Here is a 20,147-nt window from a genome sequence, read left to right on the forward strand (position 1 = left end):
CATCAGCAGAGGACGTTCCCATGAAGACCCTGTTCCACACCGGCGGCTTCGTCGATCTCGAGGACGAGACCGCGGCGGCGGTCCTCCGCTACTCCCTGACGCTCGCGCGGCACCGCGAGATGGGCACGGTCACGCTCGACGATGCCAGCAGGCCGGAGACGCGCTCGCAGGTGCTGATCGTCGTCGGTCTCGGTGTGCCGCTGTCGGTCCACGGGATCCGCAGTCCGGACGAGACGCAGCAGGTCGGCGACACGGTCGCCGAGATCGACACTCGCACCGAGAGACTCGACACCCCTCAGCTCGTCGCCTTCGAGAACGACCCCGAGGACACCTCGTACGAGGTCGACTTCGATTTCGACCTGCTCTGACACTCCGGGCCGACTCGGAGCGGCACCCTCGACGCCCGTCAGCGGTCCGGAGGCGAGTCCAGGGGGCTGCCGGTCGTCCCGGGTCACGGCGCGAGGGCTCTCCCGGACAGGTGGTGGCAGGGATCGCTGTTCTCGGGTTTCACAGCTGACCGGAGTACGTCCGAGCTCGCGAGGGAGCTCACTGACGCGGCCCCCGGAGGTCCTGCTTGAGGGCGGCCCCCTGGGGTTGCAGGAGGGAGACCGGTCGGCTGCGGTCGAGGTGGTCTCGCAGACCACTGTTCATCCCGTCCTTCCTCCACGACCGGTCAGCGGCTTGACTCGATCCGACGAAGGAAAGAGGTCGACATGACATCAGCGACGTTCACCCTGAACAACGGAGTCGAGATCCCGGCGCTCGGCCTCGGGGTCCTCCAGAGCGAGGGTGACGAGGCGGCCTCGGCCGTCGAGAACGCGCTGCGCTCGGGATACCGCCTGATCGACACCGCCGCCGCGTACTTCAACGAGCGCGAGGTCGGCCTCGGCATTCGCGAGTCCGGAGTGCCCCGCGAGGACGTCTTCCTCACGACCAAGCTCTGGATGACCGACTACGGCTTCGACAGCGCCCTGCGCGGCTTCGACACCAGCGCCGCCAAGCTCGGCGTCGACCACGTCGACCTCTTTTTGCTGCACTGGCCGTGGGCGGCTGACCGTGATCGCACGATCGCTGCGTACAAGGCCGCCGAGCGCCTCCTGAGCGAGGGGCGCGTGCGCGCTATCGGAGTCGCGAACTTCTCGGCCGACGACCTCCAGGCGCTCGCGCGCGCGACCGACGTCGTCCCGGCGGTGAATCAGATCGAGGTGCACCCCAACTTCCAGCAGCCCGAGCTGGTCGCGGTGAACCGCGGTCTCGGGATCCTCACCCAGGCCTGGTCGCCGATCGGCGGCGTGTACGGCTGGGCGGGCGAGAACGGCGCTGTGCCGCCGCTGCAGAACGACGCGATCCGCGCGATCGCCGAGGCGCACGCGAAGTCGCCGGCGCAGGTGATCCTCCGCTGGCAATTGCAGGAGGGTCGCAGCGCGATCCCCAAGTCGGTGACCCCGGCACGCATCGCCGAGAACCTCGACGTGTTCGACTTCGAGCTCTCCGCCGATGAGATGCAGACGATCCGCTCGCTCGACACCGGCGTGCGCGGAGCGGTCGACCCTGCGGTCGTCACCCCCGAGGTCATCGACCTCACGATCGACGCGGCCTGAGATGACCGATCGCGAGGAGATCACGGGCTTCCTGACGTCCCGGCGCGCCCGCATCACTCCTGAGCAGGCGGGACTGCCGCACTACGGGGGGCGGCGGCGGGTGCCCGGGCTCCGGCGCGAGGAGGTGGCTCAGCTCGCGGGGGTCAGCACCGACTACTACGCGAAGCTGGAGCGCGGGAACACGCCGGGCGCCTCGCGGGAGGTCCTCGAGGCGATCGGCAGGGCCCTGCAGCTCGACGAGACCGAGCTGCAGCACCTGATGGATCTCGTCCAGGTGACCGCAGCACCGCTGCGACGTCGAGCGCGTCCGCGCGGCCGAGGAGTCGCCGCCGGGACTCAGGCGGTGCTCGACGCCCTCACTGTCCCGGCGATCGTGCAGAACCCGCGGCTCGACGTGGTCGCGACGAACGCTCTCGGCGCGGCCCTGTACGGGCTGGCGCCCGCAGACATCGGCGAGTTCAACGGAGCCCGGTTCCCATTCCTCGATGCTCGCGCCGACGACTTCTACGTCGACTCCGCGCAGGTCAAGCGGAACGTCGTCGCACTGCTGCATCAGGCGGCGGGGCGCGACCCGTTCGACGAGGACCTCGTCCGGCTCGTCGGTCTGCTCTCGACCCGGAGCGCGGAGTTCCGTGCGCTCTGGGCGTCCCACGACGTGATCCGCTTCCAGCGAGGTGCGAAGCACTACCGGCATCCGCTCGTCGGCGACCTCGAGTTCGGCTACGAGTCGTTCGAGCTGACCACGGATCCCGGACTCACCCTGCTCGTCTACACGATCGAACCGCTGTCGGCCACCGCCGAGCGCGTCACACTGCTCGCCTCCTGGCAGAGCACCCCCGCCGCGCGCTCGTCGCGCGCGACGTCCTGATCCACGACCCCCTCTGAAGGACCGATGAACGACTTCCTCACCCTCAACAACGGTGTCCACCTGCCTTCCATCGGCTTCGGCGTGTTCCAGAGCGCGCCGGAGGAGACCACCGCGGCCGTCGAGTCCGCTCTCGCCGCCGGCTACCGCCACATCGACACCGCGGCGGGTTACGGCAACGAGCGCGAGGTCGACGACGCCGTCCGCCGCTCCGGCCTCGACCGCGACGACGTGGTGCTCGAGACCAAGGTGTGGGTCAGCGACTACGGCTACGACCAGACGCTGCACCCCTTCGAGAAGAGTGCCGCGAAGCTCGGCGTCGATCGGATCGACGTGCTGATCCTGCACCAGCCGATGCCGCAGCACTTCGAGCGCACGGTCCAGGCCTACCGCGCCCTCGAGACCCTCCTCGCGGACGGCCGCGTCCGGGCGATCGGCGTGAGCAACTTCCTGCCGCATCACATCACGGCTCTGCGCGAGCAGACCGAGATCGTCCCCGCCGTCAACCAGGTCGAGCTGCACCCCTACTTCACTCAGCCGGCGGTGCAGGAGGCGAACGCCGAGCTCGGGATCCTCACGCAGGCCTGGTCGCCCATCGGCGGCATCACCTTCTACCCCGGCTACGGCGAGGACCGCCGCAGTGTCCTCGAGGACGATCTGCTGGGCCGCCTCGCCAGCGAGCACGGCGTCACCCCCGCGCAGGTCATGCTGCGCTGGCACGTCCAGGAGGGACGCTCGGCTATCCCCAAGTCGACGAGTCCCGAGCGCATCGCGCAGAATCTCGCGGTATCGGGCTTCGCGCTCAGCGACGACGAGCTGCGCGAGATCGCCGCGCTCGACCGCGGCGTCCGCGGTGGCCCGGATCCCGACCAGGTCGACCCGTCGACCTGGGGGCTCGAGATCCCTGAAGCGTGACGCTGCGGCACTCGGGAGCAGGACGACCACTGTGAAGAGCTCCGGACGGCCGGCGGTGCGGAGTGAGCGGGGGCCTCGCGCCGGCCGCGAGGAGGACGCCCCCTCCGGGATGACGGATGCCTCGGGCGGGCGCACTCGACGGTAGCGCCGCTCGCCGAGCACGGACGCGTGACGAGGGAGTGCCGCAAGGGCCGGACGCCCCTCCTGCTACGGTCGCCCCGGTGCGCATCGCATCACGCGGGGGCGGCGGAGGGAAGCGCGATGGCGGACACGAACAGGGGCGCGGGAGCGGCCGCCGTGACGGCCGCCGTGCTGTGGCTCGGCACCGGCGCGATCGCGGCCGCACTGCAGTGGAACTCGCTCAGCATCGGCGGGCAGGAGGCGGTGCTGCCGCTCACGGTCCCCGGCTACGTCTGGGCGCAGCCGATGCCCTGGTCGCTGCTCGTGGGGCTGGTCGGTGCGATCGTCGTGGCCGTCGTGCACCTGCTGGTGAGCCGGCTCGTCGGCGGATCAGGTCGGGCGGCCTTCGTGGCCGTCTGGTTCGCGGCCGTGGTCGCAGGAGGCGTCGCGGGCCTCGCTCAGGACGCGGCCGTCGTCGCGGGCGCGCTCCCGCCGATGCGGCTCCGGATGCTCTTCTCGGGGCTGGGCGCGCAGGCCGCGGTCGGCGCCTACTGGGGGCTCGTGCAGGGCTGGCTGCCCGCGCTGCTGGTCGTGCTGCTGGGTCGTCGCGCGAGCGCGGCTCCCGCGCGCCCGTCGCGTCTCGGACCCGTCGCACTGGCGGGCGTCTCCGTGGTCGTCGCGGCCGCCCTCGTGGTCGCGGGAGTCGCCGGGCAGCGGGAGGCCCAGCGCAGCGCCGCAGCCGCGGAGGCGATCGCGAACGGCTATGACGAGGAGACGGGAGCGCTCCCCGATCCGTACGCCGAGGGCACGCCTCCGCCGACGAGTGCGCCCGCCGAGGGCCCCCTCGCCGCAGACGCCTGCACCCCCGAGGTCGCGACACCCCTGCTCGGCGGCACCGACGCGGCCACCGGGCACCGGATGCTCACGATCGAGCTGCTCAACTTCTCGGAGGAGCCGTGCGTAGTCGAGGGCTACCCCGATCTGGCCTTCGCCGACCAGAACGGCAACGCGCTCGACGTCGACCTCGTGCGCGGAGGCTCGTTCATGACCGAGGACGCGGGTCCGGTGCGCCTCGAGATCCCCGCCGGCGGCTCCGCGGTCGCACGCCTCGGCTGGGACGCGGGCGCCACCCAGGGCGCCCTCGTGGCGAGCACTCTCTTCTGCGCGCAGATCGCGGGCGGTGTGCGCGGATCCTGGCCCGTGCAGACCGACATCGTGGCGGGCGCCGAGGTGGCGGTGACCGCCTGGGCGCTGCGCTCGGCGGCGGAGAGCACGACTCCCTGATCCCGCTCCGCAGCGGTTCAGAACAGACGGACCGTATCGGCCGGCTCCTCCAGGTGGCGCACGAGCGCCGGGATCCGCTTCTTGAAGGGGAAGAAGCCGCGCGATGCCGAGGGCCACGCGGTGCTGTCCCACCGGCGGCGCACGGTGACGAGCGCGACGCCTTCGTCGGCGAGGGCGGAGCGGAGTCGGTCCAGCCGCTCGCGGACGGGGCCGACCGGCGCGTAGGGGACCACCACGGTGTCGAGCCGCTCGGACGTCGCCCAGTCGACGACGGTCGCGGGTCGCGCGTCGGCCAGCACTCGCGCCGGCCCGCCCGGCGCGCGTTCCGCGGCGTCGGCGAGGGCTGCTGCCGTGAAGGCGTGCACCGCATCGGAGACAGGGAAGGGGGAGCGCTCGCCGGCGTCGGCGGAGGCGGCGCTCGCAACGAGCCGGTCCGCCAGACCGGGCTGCTCGGCGAGGAGGCTCACCGGGTCGAGATCCTCCTCGTGCAGCAGGAGGCCGGCGCGCGCACCGATGGTCCCGACGACGTCGTCCGGCTCGAGGGAGTCCCGGGGCGGGAAGGGCTCCTCGCTGAGCGCGGGGGCCGAGGTGGCGAGGCCGTTCGGAGAGAAGCGCCCCTCGGTGTACTTGGCGATGTTGGAGGCGGAGGCCAGGTAGGTCTTCCCCGCGGTCTGCAGGCCGGCGACCCACCGCCAGGACAGGGTGTTGGACGCGGCGTCGCCGTCGAGCAGGTGCCGGTAGAAGAAGTCGGCGCCGAGCTGCCAGGGCAGGCCGAGGGTGAAGATCCAGATGCTCGCGAACCACATGCGCGTGTGATTGTGGAGGTAGCCGGTCTCGACGAGCTCGCGCACCCACGCGTCCATCGCCTCGATGCCGCTGCGCCCGCCGATCGCGTCGTGGAATCCCGACGGGAGATCGCCAGCGGCGGAGGCGTCCACCTCGCGACGGTAGCGGCGCCACACCTCCGGGTTCTGCTCGAGCCAGCCCTTCCAGTAGGTGCGCCAGAACACTTCCTGCACGAATTTCTCCGACGCGGAGAGGGAGTGACGTGCGAGGACCGCGGCGACGACCTCCCGCTCGGTCACGAGTCGATGGCGGAGGTACGGGGAGAGCCCCGACACGTTGTCGCGGGAAGGTCCGAGGTCGTGATTGCGGTTGCGCGCGTAGGCGGAGCCGGCGCGGGCGACGAAGTCGTCGAGCGCCTCGAGACCGGCGGCTCTGGTCGGGATGAACATCGACCCATCATCCGTCTCGAGGCGGTGCGAACACTGACAGCGTGCGACTGCGGAGGGGGACACGTTGGGCTCGTCGGAACGCGTTCGGCTCGCCGAAATCGCCTGATTGGACGAGCCGAACCGGATCTCACGAGCCGAACGTCTCGCCGGCCGGCACCCCCGAGAGGGTGCCGGCCGGCGGTGGTGCGATGACCGGGAGGGTCAGCGCTGTGCGAGCGGGATCGCGATATCGGTGACGCCGGCGCCGACCCTGCCGAGCGCGGTGGCCGTGCCGTCGAGCAGGCCGATCTCGTAGAGCGACCCGTTGACGACGGCGAGGCCGATCGATCCGACGGAGCTGCCGTTGCGGAGGAGCGAGAAGACGTCGAAGCCGGTGGCGCCCGCGGCGTCGATGCCGAGCTTCCCGGTCGGCGCCAGCGAGCCCGCGTTGGCGGGGGACTGGATGGCGACCTGGTCGAGAGCCGTGTCGAGGACGAAGAGAGTGGTCGCCGTGTCCGCGTCGAGATCGTTGTTGGTGTACGCCGCGCCGTTGACTCCGGTGGCCGTGGCGGGCGCCGCATAGCTCAGCGCGCCGTCGGACACCGTCGCCGCACCCGGGGTGGCGAACGGCTGACGGAGGTTCTGGCCGGCGTCGCTGACCACGCGGAGTGCGTTGGCGGCGGGGTTGAAGTCGACGCCGAAGGTGGTGCCGCTCAGCGCGACGGTGAGCCGGGTGACCTGGGTGGCCACTCCGGTGCTCGCGTCGATGGAGTAGACGCCGGCGCTCGCCGCGTTGTCGCCGACGCCGTAGAGGTTGCCGTCCTGGACCCGGTAGTCGATGCCGATCAGCTTGGTGTCGCCGCCGGTCAGGCCGCTCACGGCGACGCTGCCCGTGATCGTGCCGGGCTTGACGGGGTTGAACTGCACGAGCTTCGCGCCACCGTCGGCCAGGCCGACGACGCGCAGGTTGCCCGCCACCGAGCGGGCGGCGCTGATCAGCTTCGCGGCGGCGGCGTTGACGGAGGCGTTGCCGGAAGCGCTGGTCGCCGCGGCGGGAGCAACGCTGCTCGCACCGGCCACCACGGGTGCCACGGCCATGACACCGGCTACGGCAACAGCGGCGATACCGAGTCTGAAGGTCCTGCTCATCGTGAACTCCTTGGAACTGTCGGTCGCCGGAGGTCGGCGACTCGAAGGGTGTACGCCCGGGCAGGGGCGGGCGTTCATTCGGGAGGCGGGATTCTTCGGGACGATCTGCGACCGGGCTCGGTGACCAGGTCTCGCGCGACGGATCAGGCTTTGCCGCGCATCATCTTCTCCGCCGTGCGCAGCCCGAACCGCTTCGTCAATATCCGCGTCGACAGGAAGGCGAGGACGCCGTTCATCCGACCGTCCACCACCGACGGCACCCGGGTGGGCATGGCCCTCCACGCGGTGTCGACGACGTCGCGGGCCCGGCGCTTGTTCTTCCCCGGTCCGGGGTTCATCGGGGTGTCGGTGTCGCCGGGCGCGACGGAGAAGATCCGCAGCCCGTGCGGGCGGTGCTCCTCCGACAGCGCTTCGGTGAGGCTGAGGACGTAGGCCTTCGATGCGGCGTACGCCGAGAAGTGCGGAAGCGGCTGGTACCCGGCGCCACTGGCGATGTTGATGATCGTGCCGCGTCCGGCCTCGCGCATCCGGATGACGGCAGCCCTGGTCAGGAGCGTCAGTGCGGTCACGTTGATGTCGACCATCCGGCGGAGCTCGTCCGGATCCATCCGATCGAGGTCCCCCTCCGGAGCCGTGCCGGCGCTGTTGACGACGTGGTCGAGGCGCGGCAGCAGGCTCGTGACGACCTCGACCAGCTGCGAGACGTGAGTCGGGTTCGAGAGATCGGCGGGATGAACGGATGCGGTGATGCCGTGCCGGTCGGAGAGCTCGTCGGCCAGGGCGTGCAGCGCGCCCTCCGATCGGGCGACGAGGAGGAGGTCGAAGCCCTCGCGGGCGTAGCGGCGGGCGAACTCGGCGCCGATGCCGGAGCTGGCTCCGGTGACGAGGGCGAGGGGGCGGTCCAGGGTGGCCATGATGTCCTTTCGGTTGCCCCGAGTGTAAACGGATTATCTATCCGTTCGGAACACTCATCCGATCGGACACTCGTTCCGGTACGGTGGGGGAATGGATGGACTCCGCCGCGACGCTGCACGCAACCGCGATCGCATCCTCGCCGCCGCTCGCAAGGCGGCCGGGCGGGGGGAGGCCCTGACGATGAACGCCGTCGCCCGTGCCGCCGACGTCGGAGTGGGCACCGTGTACCGGCACTTCGCCGGCGTCGAGGAGCTCGAAGAGGCCGTGGTCTGGAATCGCTTCGACGAGCTGGATCAGGTGCTCAGCGGCGAAGGTCCGGATCGGTTCGAGCGGACGCTCTCCGCACACGTCGCGCTCCTGGTCGAGGATCCGCTCTTCGAGGCGGTCACCGCGCGTCCGCACCCCGTGCTGCCCGAGACGGCATCGAAGCGCGATGCGCTGATCGCACGCCTCGCCTCGGTGCTCGACGAGGCCCGCGCCGAGGGAAGCGTGCGGGCGGGTGTCGACGCCGCGGCGGTGCTGCTGCTCGCATGCGGGGTGGCGCACTCGATCCGCAGCGCCGGTCTGACGGCGGACAGCGATCGTGCGCAGGTGCTGCTCGAGGTCGTCCTCCGCGGATTCCGTCCTGACGTCGCAGCACCGGCGGCCCGGTAGCGGCGACGGCGCACCGAATCGCCTTGCTAGGGTCGCGGCCTATGGACGAGCCCCGAGAGCGCGGACGCCTCTTCTCGATCGCAGGAGTGACGATCGTGGCGGTGACCGTGCTGTTCGCGCTCGTGTACTACTTCAGCTCGGCGGTGTTCGCGACGGAGGGGGACGTGCCGGCGGCCTCGGCCATCTCTCTTCCCGAGGGGAGCGAAGTAGTCGATGAGAGTGTCGAGTGTGCTTCCGGTGGTTGCTGGGCACTGCTCTCGGTGCGTCCGCCCGAGGTGATGACCCCCGAGGAGTTGTCGAGCGAGCTGGGGACGACGCCGCAAGCGCGCATCCCGGGAACGCTCTGGGACCCGCGAACCATCACGGTGAGTTCGAGAGTCGATGGACCTCTGTTGATCGTCCGCGCCGACTTCTGGTCGCGAGAAGTGACTCCTTAGGCCTGCATGCGAAGCCGCCCCGGCGTTCGCCGGCGGCGGCACCTCCGCTGCGTCGCTCAGGGGAAGAGCGACAGTCGGGTCAGGAGGGGCCACCTCGTCCCTGTCTCCTGCTTCACGTCACGGCGTCGTCCTCTGTCGCGGCCCGAGGAGAGTCCGGAGTCGAGTGCGCGCTCGCTGATGGCGGCCGCGGGCAGTCGTCTCGCTGATCCCGAGGATCCTCGCGGCTTCGGGGAGAGTGAAGCCGTCCCAGGAGATGAGCCGGACGAGCTCGGCCTGGTCTGCCGGAAGGGCATCGAGCGCGGCGCGGACGTCGAGCGTGTCCGTGTCGACGGGCTCGGCCGACTGAGTGTCCAGGTGCTGCCGGAGTTTGCGGGCCAGGTCGTGGTGGCGGATCGTTCCTCGCGCGTTGTTCGCGAGAACTCGGCGCGCGACTCCGAACAGCCACATGCGTGCCTGCTCCGGGTCGTCCGGCAGCTGCCCGATCCTCCGCCAGGCGACGATGAAGGTCTCGCTGAGCAGATCGGCTGCGTCGGCCGGCACGGGAACCCTCCGGCCGAAGTAGCTGAGGAGGTCGGCGGCATTGGCGTCGTGGAGTCTCTCGAGGGTCGTCTCCTGCTCGGAGCGGCGCCTCCGCGTCATCACTGGGCTGCTCCGGGGGACTCGGCTTCGCACTGACCGGCCATCTCGATCGAGGTGCTGGTGGTGAGGTAGCCGGCCTCATCGAAGACGCGGGAGATCTCATCCCCCATGAGGGAGCTCGCGACCACGCCTCGGGTCGCATCAGGAATGTCCGCCGGGCGACCCGCGGCGGCCGCCGCCGCGTTCGCCTCATCCCTTCCCGCCTGTTCCGCGGTCAGAGCCGCCTCGATGTCGTCGGCGGTGACGCGTGCGATCACCGGACCCCAGTCGTGCTCCGCGAGGAAGTCGCGCGCCCGCTCGGTCAGATCGTCGGTCTCCTCATCGGAGAGCCCGCCTCCGTAGACCGGCAGGACGCGGGCGACGACGGAGCACCGCCCGACGTCGTTGCCGCCACTGAGCTCGAACGTGCGCTGCACTGACGCGTCCGGCGCCCAGCCCACCCAGCTCAGCAGGGCCGGTCCCGCAACAGCGGCCGTTGTCCCGAACCCCACCAGCGCGATCCCGATGACTGCTGCTCCCATCCCGGAGCGCAACAGGAAGCGCCGCGGACGGCGGCTCGTCACCACTGCCTGCGCGATTGCTCGCGCCTCCGCGGCACTCGTCGCATCTGCACCCAGCGGGAGTGGCGCCGCGCGTCGCACCACGTCATCCAGATCGTCCATGTCGTCCCCCTCAGCGATCGTCGTTCACTGTGAACATGTCCGGACGGGTCTCATTCTTAACGCGAGACGAGCGCACTCTCGAGCTGTCTGTGCGGCGTACCCGGCGACGCCGAGGGCAATGGCGTTCAACGGGCCATGGCCGGGGAGCGCCGAGACCTCATCTGGCGAGTGGCCGCGGGCCGCAGGGGGTCTGCCTCCTCGATATTGAGAGGCCGCGCATCCAGCCGCCGTGCTAGCGAGCGCCGGTCAGCGGAGGGCGGTGTCCTCGTCGTCGGCGGGCTCCACTCGGACGAGAGCGGGTGCGGGCTTTCGCGTCCTGGCCGTCGCGAGCGTGACGACTCCCAGCAGTGCGACTGCGGCCGAAGCGGTGAAGGCGACCGTCGCGTCGGAGTTGTAGTGGTTCACCGTCACGCTCCGGGAGCCGTCCTCGTACGTGCACGAGAGCCCGAGCGGATACCAGATCCGTTCGCCCGACACGTTGACGCCCTCGAGAGGCATTCCCGGCGGGTGATCGCTGCGCTGGCACTGCACCACGGGGACCTCCCAGCCCTCCTGGATCCAGCCGATTCCGAAGGTCACGAGGGCGATCGGCGAGCCGAGGATCACTGCGACGGCTCCGAGAGTCCTCCTCGTGAATGCGTCCATCTCGTCAGGTTAGAGGCGAGCGGTCACGGGGGGAGGCTGTCGAGGCAGAGGGAGTGGACCGTGCAGATCCACATCGACGAGGCCGCGCCGGGGGAGGCCACCGGCAACGGTTGGACCTAGCTCGACAAGAACCTGTCGGTACTCGGGGGCCGACCGCCGGACTCCCTGCGAGCTTCGAACTGCAGGGTGCGACGTGACCGGAGTGCCCGGGCCGCCGAATCTCTCGAGCGGTGCTCCGCCCTGTTTCGCGGTCGGACGTCGACCCCTGCGAATCGCAGTACCAGGAACGGTTCGCCGGCGTTCCTGAGTCCTCGAAGGTCCTGGACACCGACGAGGACGACTCCCCGCTGTTCACCGAGCGCTTCTACCGTTGTCCTCATGGGACTCACCGGGCGGAAGGCGTCGATCCTCCTCACCGTGCTCTCGGTGGTGGCCGGGCTCCTGCTGCTGGGGCACGCGGCGGTGCAGGGGATCGGGGCGGCGACGTTCTGGCGGCCCTGCTGGTCGGAGGGGTACGAGAGCGCTGCCTGCTCCATCCTGCAGTACGAGGCGCCGTCGCCCGCGTGGCTCGCTCCTCTGTGGGTCTGGTTCGCGGAGGTGCTGCTCGCCCTGGTCGTCATCGGCGCTTCGGTCGCGGCGGGGAGACGCCTCGGTACCGCCGGTCTCGCGCTCGTCGCGGTGCTGGCGTCGAGCATCCTGATCGACCTCGTCTTCACTCCGGCGATCAACGGCGGCTACACCTCGGCCGACAACCCACCGGGGCTCGGCCTGATCGGCGCGGTGTTCCTGGCGATCGGAGGAGTGCTGATGCTGCGGGTCGCGGCGCCGTACCGCCGCGCCGCAGGCTGAGCCGACGAGCTCCCGCGCGGATCTTCGCTCAGCAGCACCAGAACGGGGTGGAGTCCGAGCGCGTCCAGGGGCACCGAGCTCGGCGATCAGGTCGCGCTCAGCGCCTCCTCCTCTGCCGCGACGTTCTTCTGCACGGCGAACTGCGTCCGGTGCAGCTCCTCGTACCGACCGGCCGCCGCCAGCAGCTCGTCGTGCGTGCCGCGCTCCACGATCGAGCCGTCCTCGACCACGAGGATCAGGTCGGCGCTGCGGATGGTGGAGAGGCGGTGCGCGATCACCATCGCCGTCCGCCCCTCGAGCGCCTCGCTCAGCGCCGCCTGCACGGCGGCCTCCGACGTCGAGTCCAGCGCCGCCGTCGCCTCGTCGAGGATGACGACGCGCGGCTGGGCGAGCAGGAGCCGCGCGATGGTCATCCGCTGGCGCTCGCCGCCGGACAGCCGGTAGCCGCGCTCGCCCACCATCGTGTCCAGCTGGTCGGGCAGGGACCGGATGAGCGGCTCGAGCCGCGCACGGCGGACGGCGTCCCACACCTCGTCGTCGGTCGCCTCCGGCCTCGCGAGGCGCAGGTTGCTGAGGATGGTCTCGTGGAAGAGGTGGCCGTCCTGCGTCACCATGCCCAGGGTGTCCCGCAGGGAGGCGAACGTCACATCGCGGACGTCCGTGCCCGCGAGGCGCACGGCCCCGCTGTCGACGTCGTACAGACGCGAGAGCAGCTGCGCGATCGTGGACTTGCCCGCTCCGGACGTCCCGACGAGGGCGACGGTCTGCCCCGGCTCGATCCTGAAGGACACGCCGTGCAGCACCTCCTCGCCGCCGCGGGTGTCGAGCGTCGAGACCTCCTCGAGGGAGGCGAGCGACACCTTGTCGGCGGACGGGTACGCGAAGCGGACGTCGTCGAACTCGACGGACACCGGGCCGTCGGGGACGGTGACGGCGTCGGGCTTCTCCTGGATGAGCGGTTCGAGGTCGAGCACCTCGAAGACGCGCTCGAAGCTGACGACCGCGCTCATGATCTCGACGCGGGCGTTCGCGAGGCTGGTCAGCGGTGCGTAGAGGCGGGTGAGGAGCAGCGCCAGGGTGACCACCTCACCGGTGTCCAGCTGGCCGCCGAGCGCGAGGGAGCCGCCGAGCCCGTACACGAGCGCGAGGGCGAGAGCGGAGACGAGCATCAGCGCGGTGAAGAAGACGAACTGCAGCATCGTGCTCCGGACCCCGATGTCGCGGACGCGGGCGGCGCGGACGCGGAACTCCTCGGCCTCCTCATCGGGTCGGCCGAACAGCTTGACGAGGGTGGCGCCGGGTGCCGAGAAGCGCTCGGTCATCTGCGTGCTCATGGCGGAGTTGTGGTCGGCGGCCTCGCGACGCAGCGCAGCGAGGCGGCCGCCCATCCGACGCGCGGGCACCAGGAAGACGGGGAGCATGATCACGGCGAGGACCGTGACGAGCCAGGACGTGCTGAGCATCACGATCAGGGTGAGGATCAGCGCGACGAGGTTCGTGACCACGCCGGACAGCGTGCCGCTGAAGGCCTGCTGAGCGCCGATCACGTCGTTGTTGAGGCGGCTCACGAGGGCGCCGGTCCGGGTGCGGGTGAAGAACGCGATCGGCATCTTCTGCACGTGGTTGAAGACGGCGGTGCGGAGGTCGAGGATCACGCCCTCGCCGATCCGCGCCGAATACCAGCGCGTCACGAGTGACACGGCGGCGTCGGCCACGGCCACGAGCGCGATGACGACGGCGAGCCACACGATCGTGGAGACAGCGCCCCGGGCGACGATCACGTCGACGACCTGGCCGGCGAGCACCGGCGTCGCGACCGCGAGGAATGCTCCCACGATGGAGAGGGTGATGAAGATCAGCAGCATGGAGCGGTAGGGGACCGCGAACGTCAGGATCCGGCGCACGGATGCGCGGGAGATCCTGTGCTTGCCGTCCTGGGCGGTCGAGATCTTGTAGAGCGAGCTCCAGGCGACGCCTTCCATGCTCATTGCGCTTCCTTCCGTGGAGACCCGTCCCAACTTAGGGGGGCGTCACTCCGCGGTGAGCCGCTACCGGAATCCCGAGGTCTGTGCAGGGCCTCGGCGCGGGACCCCACGAGAAAGCCGACCGGCACTTTCGTGGGAGCGCCGGTCGGCGGTGGTGCGTCGTGCCGAGGGCGACCTGTACCGGGCGATGGTGGACGCGGCGTCGCCGTCGAGCAGGTGCCGGTGGAAGTAGTCGGCGCCGAGCTGCCGGGGCAGGCCGAGGGTGAGGATCCAGATGCTCGCGAACCACATGCGCGGGTGAGCACCCGCGGCGAAGTCGCTCACGTCGCGGCGGTAGCGTCGCCACGCCCTCGGGGTTCTGCTCGAGCCAGCCCGTCCAGTAGGTGCGCGCCTCGAGACCGGCGGCTCTGGTCGGGATGAACATCGCCCCATCCCTCTCGCTGCGGCGCGGAGGCTGACAGCGCTCGACCGAGCCCGCCGCAGCGTGCGACGAGCCGGCCGACTCCTCCGCCTCCCGCTCAGGCGGCTCGCCGCAGACCGGCGAGCGTCCGCCCGTGCTGGGTCGCGCGGCTCTCGGCGAGTCGCTTCAACTCGTCGGCGATCTCCGTGAACTGATCGAGCGCGGGGTTCACTCCGACGAGCGTGAACTCGCGCGTCACGATCTCGAGGTCGAGCTGCCAGACGTCCTCGAGGATGCGCCGCATCCACGCGCTGGCGTGGTCCCAGCCCTCCCTCGGGGTGCCGGCGGCGTAGTTGCCCCCCTGCACCGTCACCAGCACGGCGGGCTTTCCGGTGGTCACCGGTGCCGCACCGGGGGCCATCCGCGGGTCCGTCACCACGAGGTCGACGTAGGACTTGAAGTGCTGCGAGACGCCGAAGTTGTACAGCGGAACGGCGAACAGCAGCGCGTCGGCCGCGGCGAGCTCGTCGGTCAGCGCGGCGGCCAGCGCGACGGCGGCTCTCTGGCCGGGTGTGCGCTCGGGCTCGGGCGTCATCGACGCCGTCACGGCGTCGGACCAGGCAGTCGCCGGCATCGGTTCGACGCCGATGTGCCGTCTGACGATCGTGGAGTCGGGGTGGGTAGCGCTCCACTCGGCCTCGACGAGGTCGCCCAGGGCGCGACTCGTGGAGCCTTCGGTGCGGATGCTGGCATCCAGGCGGAACAGGGACATGGCGCTCCTTCGATCGGGCTCGACCAGGTCGGTCGGGCTATGGTTACGATCGGTAACTCTCCACGGCGGGTCCCCGTTACCGCAAACGAGGTCTCGTTACCCGGCGGTAACCGAAGGAGTCGCATGGCCCAGCACGAGATCGACCTCGACCTGCACGACCGGCTCAGCCAGTCGATGCCGACGATGGCCGAGCTCTGCACCAGCGATGATCCGGACCTGTTCCGGTCGCTTCTCTCCCGCATCGGCGACAAGTGGACCCTGCTGGTGATCGGGGTCCTCGGGGAGGATCGGCGGAGGTTCACCGAGCTCTCGCAGATCATCCCCGGCATCTCGCGTCGGATGCTCACCGTCACCCTGCGTGCGCTCGAGCGGGACGGCCTCGTCTCCCGGACCGTCTACGCCGAGGTGCCGCCGCGGGTGGAGTACGAGCTCACCCCTCTCGGCGGATCGCTGAAGCAGGTGGCGCTCACCCTCGGCGACTGGGTGAGTGAGCATCAGCGCACCATCCTCGGCAACCGGCACGCCTTCGACGCTTCCGCGTCGGGCGGGACCGGTCCCGACCTCGACTAGACGCCGCGTCCGGTCGTGACGACCGTGCGGCGGGCTCAGGGGGCGGAGACGAGCGCGCGCCGCATGCTGCGGGCCGCGACTGCCGTGCACAGAGCACACGCGGCCGCGGTCACCCCGAGGAGGACCCACATCGGCGCGAACGAGGCCAGAGCCGCGAGGATCGCAGGCAGGAGGAACCCCACGTACGTCAGCGAGTAGTACACCGCTGTGATCCCCGCGAGATCCTGAGGCGTCGCCAGCCCCTGAGCCGTGGTGAGTCCGGAGACCATCGCGAGCCCGTAGCCGGCTCCGAAGACCGGAGCGGCGACGAGCACGATCCACACCTGGTGCGTGGCGGCGGCGGGGATCAGCAGAAGCGCCCCCGCGGCGATGAGCGATCCGCCCACCAGCCCCATGCGCCCGCGCAGGTACTTCGCGAGGTGGCCCGAGAAGAACTGCGTGGCCCAGCCGACGCCGAGGGTGATGACCGTCACGAGGGTGGCGAAGCCGATGGTGAACCCGGGGATGCGGTCGCTCACCAGGCTCGGACCCACGGCGAACGAGAGGGCCGGTGCCGCGAACACCCAGGGCGCGAGCGGGAGGATGACCCGGAGGAAGGTCGGCCTGGCGCGTCGCGGAACGCGGAGATCGCCGAGCAGCCTCGCGTCGACCTCCGCCGGCGGAGGTCGACGCTCGGTCGCGTCAGCGATCGGCACGCCGGGGTCGGATCGCCGGGTCTCGGATGCCCGCAGCAGGACGATCAGGGCGACAACGCACGCGGCGATCTGCACGAGGTACGGCAGCACCGCGGGCCACGGAGCCCACTGGGCCAGGGCTCCGCCCACGCCGGCGCCGCCTCCGAAGCCGATCGTGAGCATGCCCGCCGCGCGCCGGGCGCCGGCCGTGGAGCGTCCCTCCGCGATCGACAGCTCCTTGATCCAGGAGGTGCCGACGACCATCCCGGCCGCGACACTGAGGCCGCAGACGAACCGTCCGACGCAGAGCCCGGCGAAGCTCGAGCTCGAACTCGCGAGCACGATGCTCCCGAGGATGCCGAGGACGAGACCCGCCATCAGCACCGGTCGCCGTCCGTACCGGTCCGACCACGCCCCCGACAGAGCGAATCCGGGAACGATCCCGACGACGTAGGCCCCAAGCAGGATGTTCACCTGCACCTGCGAGAAGCCCTCCACCAACCGGTAGTACTGCATCAGCGGCAGGAAGTGGTTGCCACCCCAGCCGAGGACGATGAGCGAGGGGGCGACGAGGAGCCAGGAGCGGGTGCGCGTGGCGGTCGACGGGGAACTACTCATTCACGTCGGGCTGGTAGACCTTCCGGAAAGCGTCCTTGCGAGCGATCTTCCCTCCGCGGAACTCGTAGATGTCGCAGCCTCGCGTGACCAGGACCGTTCCGTCGGGTCCGGTGCCCGTGAAGGACCAGGTGCCCGCACCGCGGGACCCGGCGATGAGGGGCCCCTCGTCCTCGTGCCGCTCCTGACCCGTGTCGAAGGCGAGCATGAGCGCGAAGCCCTCGCGGACCTGCTCCTTCCCGGTCCAGGTCCGGCCGGGCTCGGGGCCGACGGACGCGCTGTAGACGCAGTCGTCGGTGACGTGGCTCATCAGCGCCTCGAGGTCGTGGCGGCTCCAGGCGTCGCTGAACGCGGCCAGCACTTCGGGCGTCATCTCGCTCGTGTCGTGCTCGGTCGAAGAGGAATCATTCATCAGTGAACCGCGGTCCTTCGAGTCGGCGGACCGTCGTCGGTCGCTCTGCGACCGTGGCAGGTGTCCGGTCGCGGTCGCAAGAGCCTGTAGCGGTCATGTCCGGAAGCGGCCGATCGGTGGTCGGGATCGCGGTACGGACGGCAGCGCTCGCTGTCGCAGCTCGGCCTCCTCAGGTCGCCGCCGCCGCCTCCGCCGCGCCGAGTCGCACGGCCAGCTCCATCGCGCGCCGGCGGGCCGGGGAGAAGTCGTAGGGCATGCTCCGGATGATCTCCGCCGCGCTCCTCGCCCGGGAGCCCTGCGTGTCGGGGTCGGGCGCCGGGGCGGCGTCCCCGGGCGGGTGCGCCTCGTCCCAGGCGTCGAAGAGAGCGTCGTCCTCCTCCTGCTGACCGGACGCCTCGATGACGCGCATCAGCGCCGTCTCGAAGGCGTGCCTCTCGGCCGCCACCTGCGCCACCCGGGGGTCGTCGACGGCGACCGTGTCGTCGAGCGCCTCCTCGGCGGCATCGACGCGGTCGGACTCCGCTCGCAGTGCCGGATCGGCGGCCAGGGCGACGAAGCGCCCAGCCTGGACGGCGGCGCCGAGCGGACCGAAGATCCGCTCGGTCACCAGCAGGACGTCCAGGTCGTCCTGGCGCAGCGAGCCCTCGGGCGCGCCCTCGAGGCGGCCCGAGACGAGATCGTCGAGCAGTCCCAGCCGGCTGCCGAGGGCCAGCATGCGCTGCACCGAGGCCCGCTTCCGCTGCAGTTCCTCCTCCTGAGCGGCGAGGGTGTCCTCCAGTCGTGCGAGGACGCCTGCGATCTCCTCCTCGCCGTCGGCGCCGCCCGGTGCGGCTCCGTCGAAGGCGTCGCGGATGTCGTCGAGGGCGATCCCGGCGTCGGCCATCCGCCGGATCCAGAGCAGCCGGATGATCTCCGGATAGCCGTACCGGCGGCGGCCGTCGCTGCCCCGCTCGCGCTCGGGGAGCAGGCCGACCTGGTGGTAGTGGCGGATCGCTCGAGGAGTGACGCCGACGAACGCCGCGGCGTCGCCGATCGGGACCTGACGGGGCGGGGTCGGGAACGGGTGCATGGCGGACCTCTCGGAGCGGGACGGGACGTGCTTCGAGCAGACCACATGACGCTGCGGCAGGTGCAAGCTGCTGGTTCGATGACTCCATGACCGAGACCACCGAGCAGAAGTGGGCGAACCCCGAGCCGGAGATCCACCGAGCGCTCGCGCGGTGGGCCGCCGACTGTGCAGAACGAGCCCTTCCCGTGTTCGAGGAGTGGGATCCGATCGACACCCGCCCACGACACGCGCTCGATGTCCTCCGAGCCTGGGAGCGGGGAGAGGTGCCCATGACGGAGTGCCGTTCCGCTGCGTTCGCGGCTCATGCCGCCGCACGGTCCGCCACTCAGGCCGGCGCCACCGCAGCGACCGCCGCCGCGAGAGCAGCCGGGCAGGCCGCGGCCGTCGCCCACATGGCCGATCACGCGCCTCATGCCGCGACGTACGCGGCGAAGGCGATCGCGCTGCACGGATCGGGCGACGGCGACCGGGAAGCCGAACGGCGACGCCAGTGGGAGATGCTCGACCCCGACCTCCGTCCGATCAGCTTCTCGAAGGGGCTCCCGACCGTCTCGTAGGGGGATGGATCGGCGGTCGCGTCTCACGTCGCCATGCCTGCCCTGAAGAGGGATCAGCGCGCCCGTCTCGGCCAGGCCTCCCACACTCGGCTCCACGGCGGGGACAGCTGCCGGCCGTCGTGGTCGCTCACCGGGTGCCGGCCCTCGGTAGTGCTGTATCCGCTCGTCAGGCCGAGCTCGTCGGAGCCGCCGATGCGGTAGCCGACGGTGAGACTGTCGTCACCGGCGGTGATGCTCTCCTCGTAGCGGCCCGCGACGACGTCGAGGATCGCGCGCTCGAGGTCGTCCGCGAGGGCGGTCCAGCCGTCGTCGCAGGCGTCGCATCCGCAGACGGGGTACTCGAACCGATGCAGTCCTCCGGCGTGCAGGAGGATGCCGGGGAAGACGGTGTAGACGATCGTCAGCGGTGCGGCCCCGGCGGTCGCGGGGGTCAGACGGACGGCGCGGGTGGCCCAGGAGATCTCGGCCTCGTCCCTGGACGCCAGGGCCGGGTCGTCCTCGATCGTGACGTCGCAGGTTCGCACGAGGTGCTCGATCAGAGCGTCAGCGATCGTGTGGAGGGGGCGGAAGCGCTCGGTGTCGCTCGTGACGGAGTAGCTCTCGTCGGGAGGTGATCCTCCTCCCCACCGAGTGCCGTAGGGGGATGGGCCGACCGTCCTCGTCGGTGAAGACGCGGTCCTCGACAGCGGGTCGGGCGTAGTCCGTCATGGAGGAGAGAGTACGAGTCGTCGCCTCGTCCGGCCGGCAGCGTTTCGTCGAGGGACGGGCGGGTGGGCGATCCGGCGTCGAAAGGCGGGTGCGGGTCGTACTCCACGGTGAGCTGGACGGCTCGTGCTGTCGCCTCGTCGTAGACCTCGGCGGCCACCGTCAGCGCGAAGTCGATGCCGCTCGTGACCCCTCCGCCGGTGATGAGGCTGCCGTCGCGACGGACCTTCAAGGCGGACGACACGAGCCCGTTCTGCCGATCGGAGGTGTCGTCGCTCGCGTTGTCCCGCTCGACTGCGTCGTCCCGTCCGGGATCGATCAGCGGATGCCGAGGTCGTCGCCCGGTTCGACGTCCGCCGGACGGAACCGGCCGGCGTGGAGCGGGCCGGTGCTCCACGGGGCGATGGTCGCCCGGCCGAGGCCGGCGTGCGCGACGGAG

General features: G+C 70.9%; 22 protein-coding genes. 10 read left to right on the forward strand and 12 right to left on the reverse strand.

Features of this window, described 5'->3' with window-relative positions; translation table 11 throughout:
• The first annotated feature begins 20 nt into the window (after positions 1 to 20).
• The 5 genes from GRS92_RS08165 (at position 21) to GRS92_RS08185 (ending at position 4,785) form a co-directional block, all read left to right on the forward strand.
• On the forward strand, positions 21 to 368 hold the full coding sequence (locus GRS92_RS08165) for a hypothetical protein (protein ID WP_159855085.1): 348 nt from the start codon (positions 21 to 23) through the stop codon (positions 366 to 368).
• Between the two features lie 345 nt (positions 369 to 713).
• Positions 714 to 1,601 carry an aldo/keto reductase gene (locus tag GRS92_RS08170; protein WP_159855087.1) on the forward strand — a complete coding sequence of 296 codons (888 nt, stop codon included), beginning with the start codon at positions 714 to 716 and terminating at the stop codon, positions 1,599 to 1,601.
• A gap of 1 nt (position 1,602) precedes the next feature.
• Positions 1,603 to 2,469, forward strand: a complete 867-nt coding sequence (locus GRS92_RS08175; protein WP_159855089.1) for a helix-turn-helix transcriptional regulator — start codon at positions 1,603 to 1,605, stop codon at positions 2,467 to 2,469.
• Between the two features lie 24 nt (positions 2,470 to 2,493).
• On the forward strand, positions 2,494 to 3,381 hold the full coding sequence (locus GRS92_RS08180; protein WP_159855091.1) for an aldo/keto reductase: 888 nt from the start codon (positions 2,494 to 2,496) through the stop codon (positions 3,379 to 3,381).
• A 261-nt stretch (positions 3,382 to 3,642) separates the two neighbouring features.
• A complete protein-coding gene (locus GRS92_RS08185) occupies positions 3,643 to 4,785 on the forward strand; it encodes a DUF4232 domain-containing protein (RefSeq protein ID WP_159855093.1) in 1,143 nt (380 codons plus the stop codon).
• A gap of 17 nt (positions 4,786 to 4,802) precedes the next feature.
• Here GRS92_RS08185 and GRS92_RS08190 read toward each other — a convergent pair whose 3' ends face one another.
• The 3 genes from GRS92_RS08190 to GRS92_RS08200 form a co-directional block, all read right to left on the reverse strand.
• Positions 4,803 to 6,020, reverse strand: a complete 1,218-nt coding sequence (locus GRS92_RS08190) for an FAD-binding domain-containing protein (RefSeq protein ID WP_159855095.1) — start codon at positions 6,018 to 6,020, stop codon at positions 4,803 to 4,805.
• A 201-nt stretch (positions 6,021 to 6,221) separates the two neighbouring features.
• Positions 6,222 to 7,148, reverse strand: coding sequence for a DUF4394 domain-containing protein (locus tag GRS92_RS08195; RefSeq protein WP_204162368.1), 927 nt, complete (start codon positions 7,146 to 7,148; stop codon positions 6,222 to 6,224).
• Between the two features lie 143 nt (positions 7,149 to 7,291).
• Positions 7,292 to 8,062: an SDR family NAD(P)-dependent oxidoreductase gene (locus tag GRS92_RS08200; protein WP_159855106.1), complete on the reverse strand. Its 771-nt coding sequence runs from the start codon at positions 8,060 to 8,062 to the stop codon at positions 7,292 to 7,294.
• A gap of 91 nt (positions 8,063 to 8,153) precedes the next feature.
• Here GRS92_RS08200 and GRS92_RS08205 point away from each other — a divergent pair, with 91 nt between their 5' ends.
• Positions 8,154 to 8,717, forward strand: coding sequence for a TetR/AcrR family transcriptional regulator (locus GRS92_RS08205; RefSeq protein ID WP_159855108.1), 564 nt, complete (start codon positions 8,154 to 8,156; stop codon positions 8,715 to 8,717).
• 41 nt (positions 8,718 to 8,758) lie between these two features.
• On the forward strand, positions 8,759 to 9,154 hold the full coding sequence (locus tag GRS92_RS08210; protein ID WP_159855110.1) for a hypothetical protein: 396 nt from the start codon (positions 8,759 to 8,761) through the stop codon (positions 9,152 to 9,154).
• A gap of 117 nt (positions 9,155 to 9,271) precedes the next feature.
• Here the strand turns inward: GRS92_RS08210 and GRS92_RS08215 are convergent, their stop codons facing one another.
• The 3 genes from GRS92_RS08215 to GRS92_RS08225 form a co-directional block, all read right to left on the reverse strand.
• The gene (locus GRS92_RS08215; protein ID WP_159855112.1) at positions 9,272 to 9,793 is read right to left on the reverse strand and encodes an RNA polymerase sigma factor; all 522 of its coding nucleotides are present in this window, start codon (positions 9,791 to 9,793) and stop codon (positions 9,272 to 9,274) included.
• Positions 9,793 to 10,455: a hypothetical protein gene (locus GRS92_RS08220; protein WP_159855114.1), complete on the reverse strand. Its 663-nt coding sequence runs from the start codon at positions 10,453 to 10,455 to the stop codon at positions 9,793 to 9,795. Before GRS92_RS08220 ends, GRS92_RS08215 begins: the two co-directional genes overlap by 1 nt.
• Before the next feature lie 246 nt (positions 10,456 to 10,701).
• Complete coding sequence (locus GRS92_RS08225) at positions 10,702 to 11,100, reverse strand: hypothetical protein (protein WP_159855116.1); 399 nt, start codon at positions 11,098 to 11,100, stop codon at positions 10,702 to 10,704.
• Between the two features lie 378 nt (positions 11,101 to 11,478).
• Between GRS92_RS08225 and GRS92_RS08230 the strand changes: the two genes are divergently transcribed.
• On the forward strand, positions 11,479 to 11,949 hold the full coding sequence (locus tag GRS92_RS08230) for a hypothetical protein (protein ID WP_159855118.1): 471 nt from the start codon (positions 11,479 to 11,481) through the stop codon (positions 11,947 to 11,949).
• Positions 11,950 to 12,035: 86 nt separating this feature from the next.
• Here the strand turns inward: GRS92_RS08230 and GRS92_RS08235 are convergent, their stop codons facing one another.
• The gene (locus GRS92_RS08235; protein ID WP_159855120.1) at positions 12,036 to 13,937 is read right to left on the reverse strand and encodes an ABC transporter ATP-binding protein; all 1,902 of its coding nucleotides are present in this window, start codon (positions 13,935 to 13,937) and stop codon (positions 12,036 to 12,038) included.
• 515 nt (positions 13,938 to 14,452) lie between these two features.
• Positions 14,453 to 15,106, reverse strand: coding sequence for an FMN-dependent NADH-azoreductase (locus GRS92_RS08245; RefSeq protein ID WP_159855122.1), 654 nt, complete (start codon positions 15,104 to 15,106; stop codon positions 14,453 to 14,455).
• 123 nt (positions 15,107 to 15,229) lie between these two features.
• On the opposite strand from GRS92_RS08245, the gene GRS92_RS08250 reads away from it, so the two are divergent.
• Positions 15,230 to 15,676: a winged helix-turn-helix transcriptional regulator gene (locus GRS92_RS08250; RefSeq protein WP_327437428.1), complete on the forward strand. Its 447-nt coding sequence runs from the start codon at positions 15,230 to 15,232 to the stop codon at positions 15,674 to 15,676.
• A 35-nt stretch (positions 15,677 to 15,711) separates the two neighbouring features.
• On the opposite strand, the gene GRS92_RS08255 is transcribed toward GRS92_RS08250, so the two are convergent.
• The 3 genes from GRS92_RS08255 to GRS92_RS08265 all read right to left on the reverse strand — a co-directional run bounded on the left by GRS92_RS08255 (position 15,712) and on the right by GRS92_RS08265 (position 18,446).
• Positions 15,712 to 16,968 (reverse strand): MFS transporter, encoded by a 1,257-nt coding sequence (locus tag GRS92_RS08255; RefSeq protein WP_159855124.1) that lies wholly within the window; start codon positions 16,966 to 16,968, stop codon positions 15,712 to 15,714.
• Positions 16,961 to 17,377, reverse strand: a complete 417-nt coding sequence (locus tag GRS92_RS08260) for a nuclear transport factor 2 family protein (protein WP_159855126.1) — start codon at positions 17,375 to 17,377, stop codon at positions 16,961 to 16,963. Before GRS92_RS08260 ends, GRS92_RS08255 begins: the two co-directional genes overlap by 8 nt.
• Positions 17,378 to 17,546: 169 nt before the next feature.
• Positions 17,547 to 18,446 carry a MerR family transcriptional regulator gene (locus GRS92_RS08265; protein WP_159855128.1) on the reverse strand — a complete coding sequence of 300 codons (900 nt, stop codon included), beginning with the start codon at positions 18,444 to 18,446 and terminating at the stop codon, positions 17,547 to 17,549.
• Between the two features lie 86 nt (positions 18,447 to 18,532).
• On the opposite strand from GRS92_RS08265, the gene GRS92_RS08270 reads away from it, so the two are divergent.
• Positions 18,533 to 19,003, forward strand: a complete 471-nt coding sequence (locus tag GRS92_RS08270) for a putative immunity protein (RefSeq protein ID WP_159855130.1) — start codon at positions 18,533 to 18,535, stop codon at positions 19,001 to 19,003.
• Between the two features lie 53 nt (positions 19,004 to 19,056).
• On the opposite strand, the gene GRS92_RS08275 is transcribed toward GRS92_RS08270, so the two are convergent.
• Positions 19,057 to 19,689: a DUF6226 family protein gene (locus tag GRS92_RS08275; RefSeq protein ID WP_235021911.1), complete on the reverse strand. Its 633-nt coding sequence runs from the start codon at positions 19,687 to 19,689 to the stop codon at positions 19,057 to 19,059.
• Positions 19,690 to 20,147 lie beyond the last annotated feature (458 nt).

This window comes from Rathayibacter sp. VKM Ac-2754 (assembly GCF_009807095.1).
Taxonomy (GTDB): Bacteria; Actinomycetota; Actinomycetes; order Actinomycetales; family Microbacteriaceae; genus Rathayibacter.

What these genes read in the sequence shown, in the direction of transcription:
- GRS92_RS08165 (WP_159855085.1), top strand. Translation starts at nt 21, where the DNA reads ATGAAGACCCTGTTCCACACCGGCGGCTTCGTCGATCTCGAGGACGAG.
- GRS92_RS08170 (WP_159855087.1), top strand. Translation starts at nt 714, where the DNA reads ATGACATCAGCGACGTTCACCCTGAACAACGGAGTCGAGATCCCGGCG.
- GRS92_RS08175 (WP_159855089.1), top strand. Translation starts at nt 1,603, where the DNA reads ATGACCGATCGCGAGGAGATCACGGGCTTCCTGACGTCCCGGCGCGCC.
- GRS92_RS08180 (WP_159855091.1), top strand. Translation starts at nt 2,494, where the DNA reads ATGAACGACTTCCTCACCCTCAACAACGGTGTCCACCTGCCTTCCATC.
- GRS92_RS08185 (WP_159855093.1), top strand. Translation starts at nt 3,643, where the DNA reads ATGGCGGACACGAACAGGGGCGCGGGAGCGGCCGCCGTGACGGCCGCC.
- GRS92_RS08190 (WP_159855095.1), bottom strand. Translation starts at nt 6,020, where the DNA reads ATGTTCATCCCGACCAGAGCCGCCGGTCTCGAGGCGCTCGACGACTTC.
- GRS92_RS08195 (WP_204162368.1), bottom strand. Translation starts at nt 7,148, where the DNA reads ATGAGCAGGACCTTCAGACTCGGTATCGCCGCTGTTGCCGTAGCCGGT.
- GRS92_RS08200 (WP_159855106.1), bottom strand. Translation starts at nt 8,062, where the DNA reads ATGGCCACCCTGGACCGCCCCCTCGCCCTCGTCACCGGAGCCAGCTCC.
- GRS92_RS08205 (WP_159855108.1), top strand. Translation starts at nt 8,154, where the DNA reads ATGGATGGACTCCGCCGCGACGCTGCACGCAACCGCGATCGCATCCTC.
- GRS92_RS08210 (WP_159855110.1), top strand. Translation starts at nt 8,759, where the DNA reads ATGGACGAGCCCCGAGAGCGCGGACGCCTCTTCTCGATCGCAGGAGTG.
- GRS92_RS08215 (WP_159855112.1), bottom strand. Translation starts at nt 9,793, where the DNA reads ATGACGCGGAGGCGCCGCTCCGAGCAGGAGACGACCCTCGAGAGACTC.
- GRS92_RS08220 (WP_159855114.1), bottom strand. Translation starts at nt 10,455, where the DNA reads ATGGACGATCTGGATGACGTGGTGCGACGCGCGGCGCCACTCCCGCTG.
- GRS92_RS08225 (WP_159855116.1), bottom strand. Translation starts at nt 11,100, where the DNA reads ATGGACGCATTCACGAGGAGGACTCTCGGAGCCGTCGCAGTGATCCTC.
- GRS92_RS08230 (WP_159855118.1), top strand. Translation starts at nt 11,479, where the DNA reads ATGGGACTCACCGGGCGGAAGGCGTCGATCCTCCTCACCGTGCTCTCG.
- GRS92_RS08235 (WP_159855120.1), bottom strand. Translation starts at nt 13,937, where the DNA reads ATGAGCATGGAAGGCGTCGCCTGGAGCTCGCTCTACAAGATCTCGACC.
- GRS92_RS08245 (WP_159855122.1), bottom strand. Translation starts at nt 15,106, where the DNA reads ATGTCCCTGTTCCGCCTGGATGCCAGCATCCGCACCGAAGGCTCCACG.
- GRS92_RS08250 (WP_327437428.1), top strand. Translation starts at nt 15,230, where the DNA reads ATGGCCCAGCACGAGATCGACCTCGACCTGCACGACCGGCTCAGCCAG.
- GRS92_RS08255 (WP_159855124.1), bottom strand. Translation starts at nt 16,968, where the DNA reads ATGAGTAGTTCCCCGTCGACCGCCACGCGCACCCGCTCCTGGCTCCTC.
- GRS92_RS08260 (WP_159855126.1), bottom strand. Translation starts at nt 17,377, where the DNA reads ATGAATGATTCCTCTTCGACCGAGCACGACACGAGCGAGATGACGCCC.
- GRS92_RS08265 (WP_159855128.1), bottom strand. Translation starts at nt 18,446, where the DNA reads ATGCACCCGTTCCCGACCCCGCCCCGTCAGGTCCCGATCGGCGACGCC.
- GRS92_RS08270 (WP_159855130.1), top strand. Translation starts at nt 18,533, where the DNA reads ATGACCGAGACCACCGAGCAGAAGTGGGCGAACCCCGAGCCGGAGATC.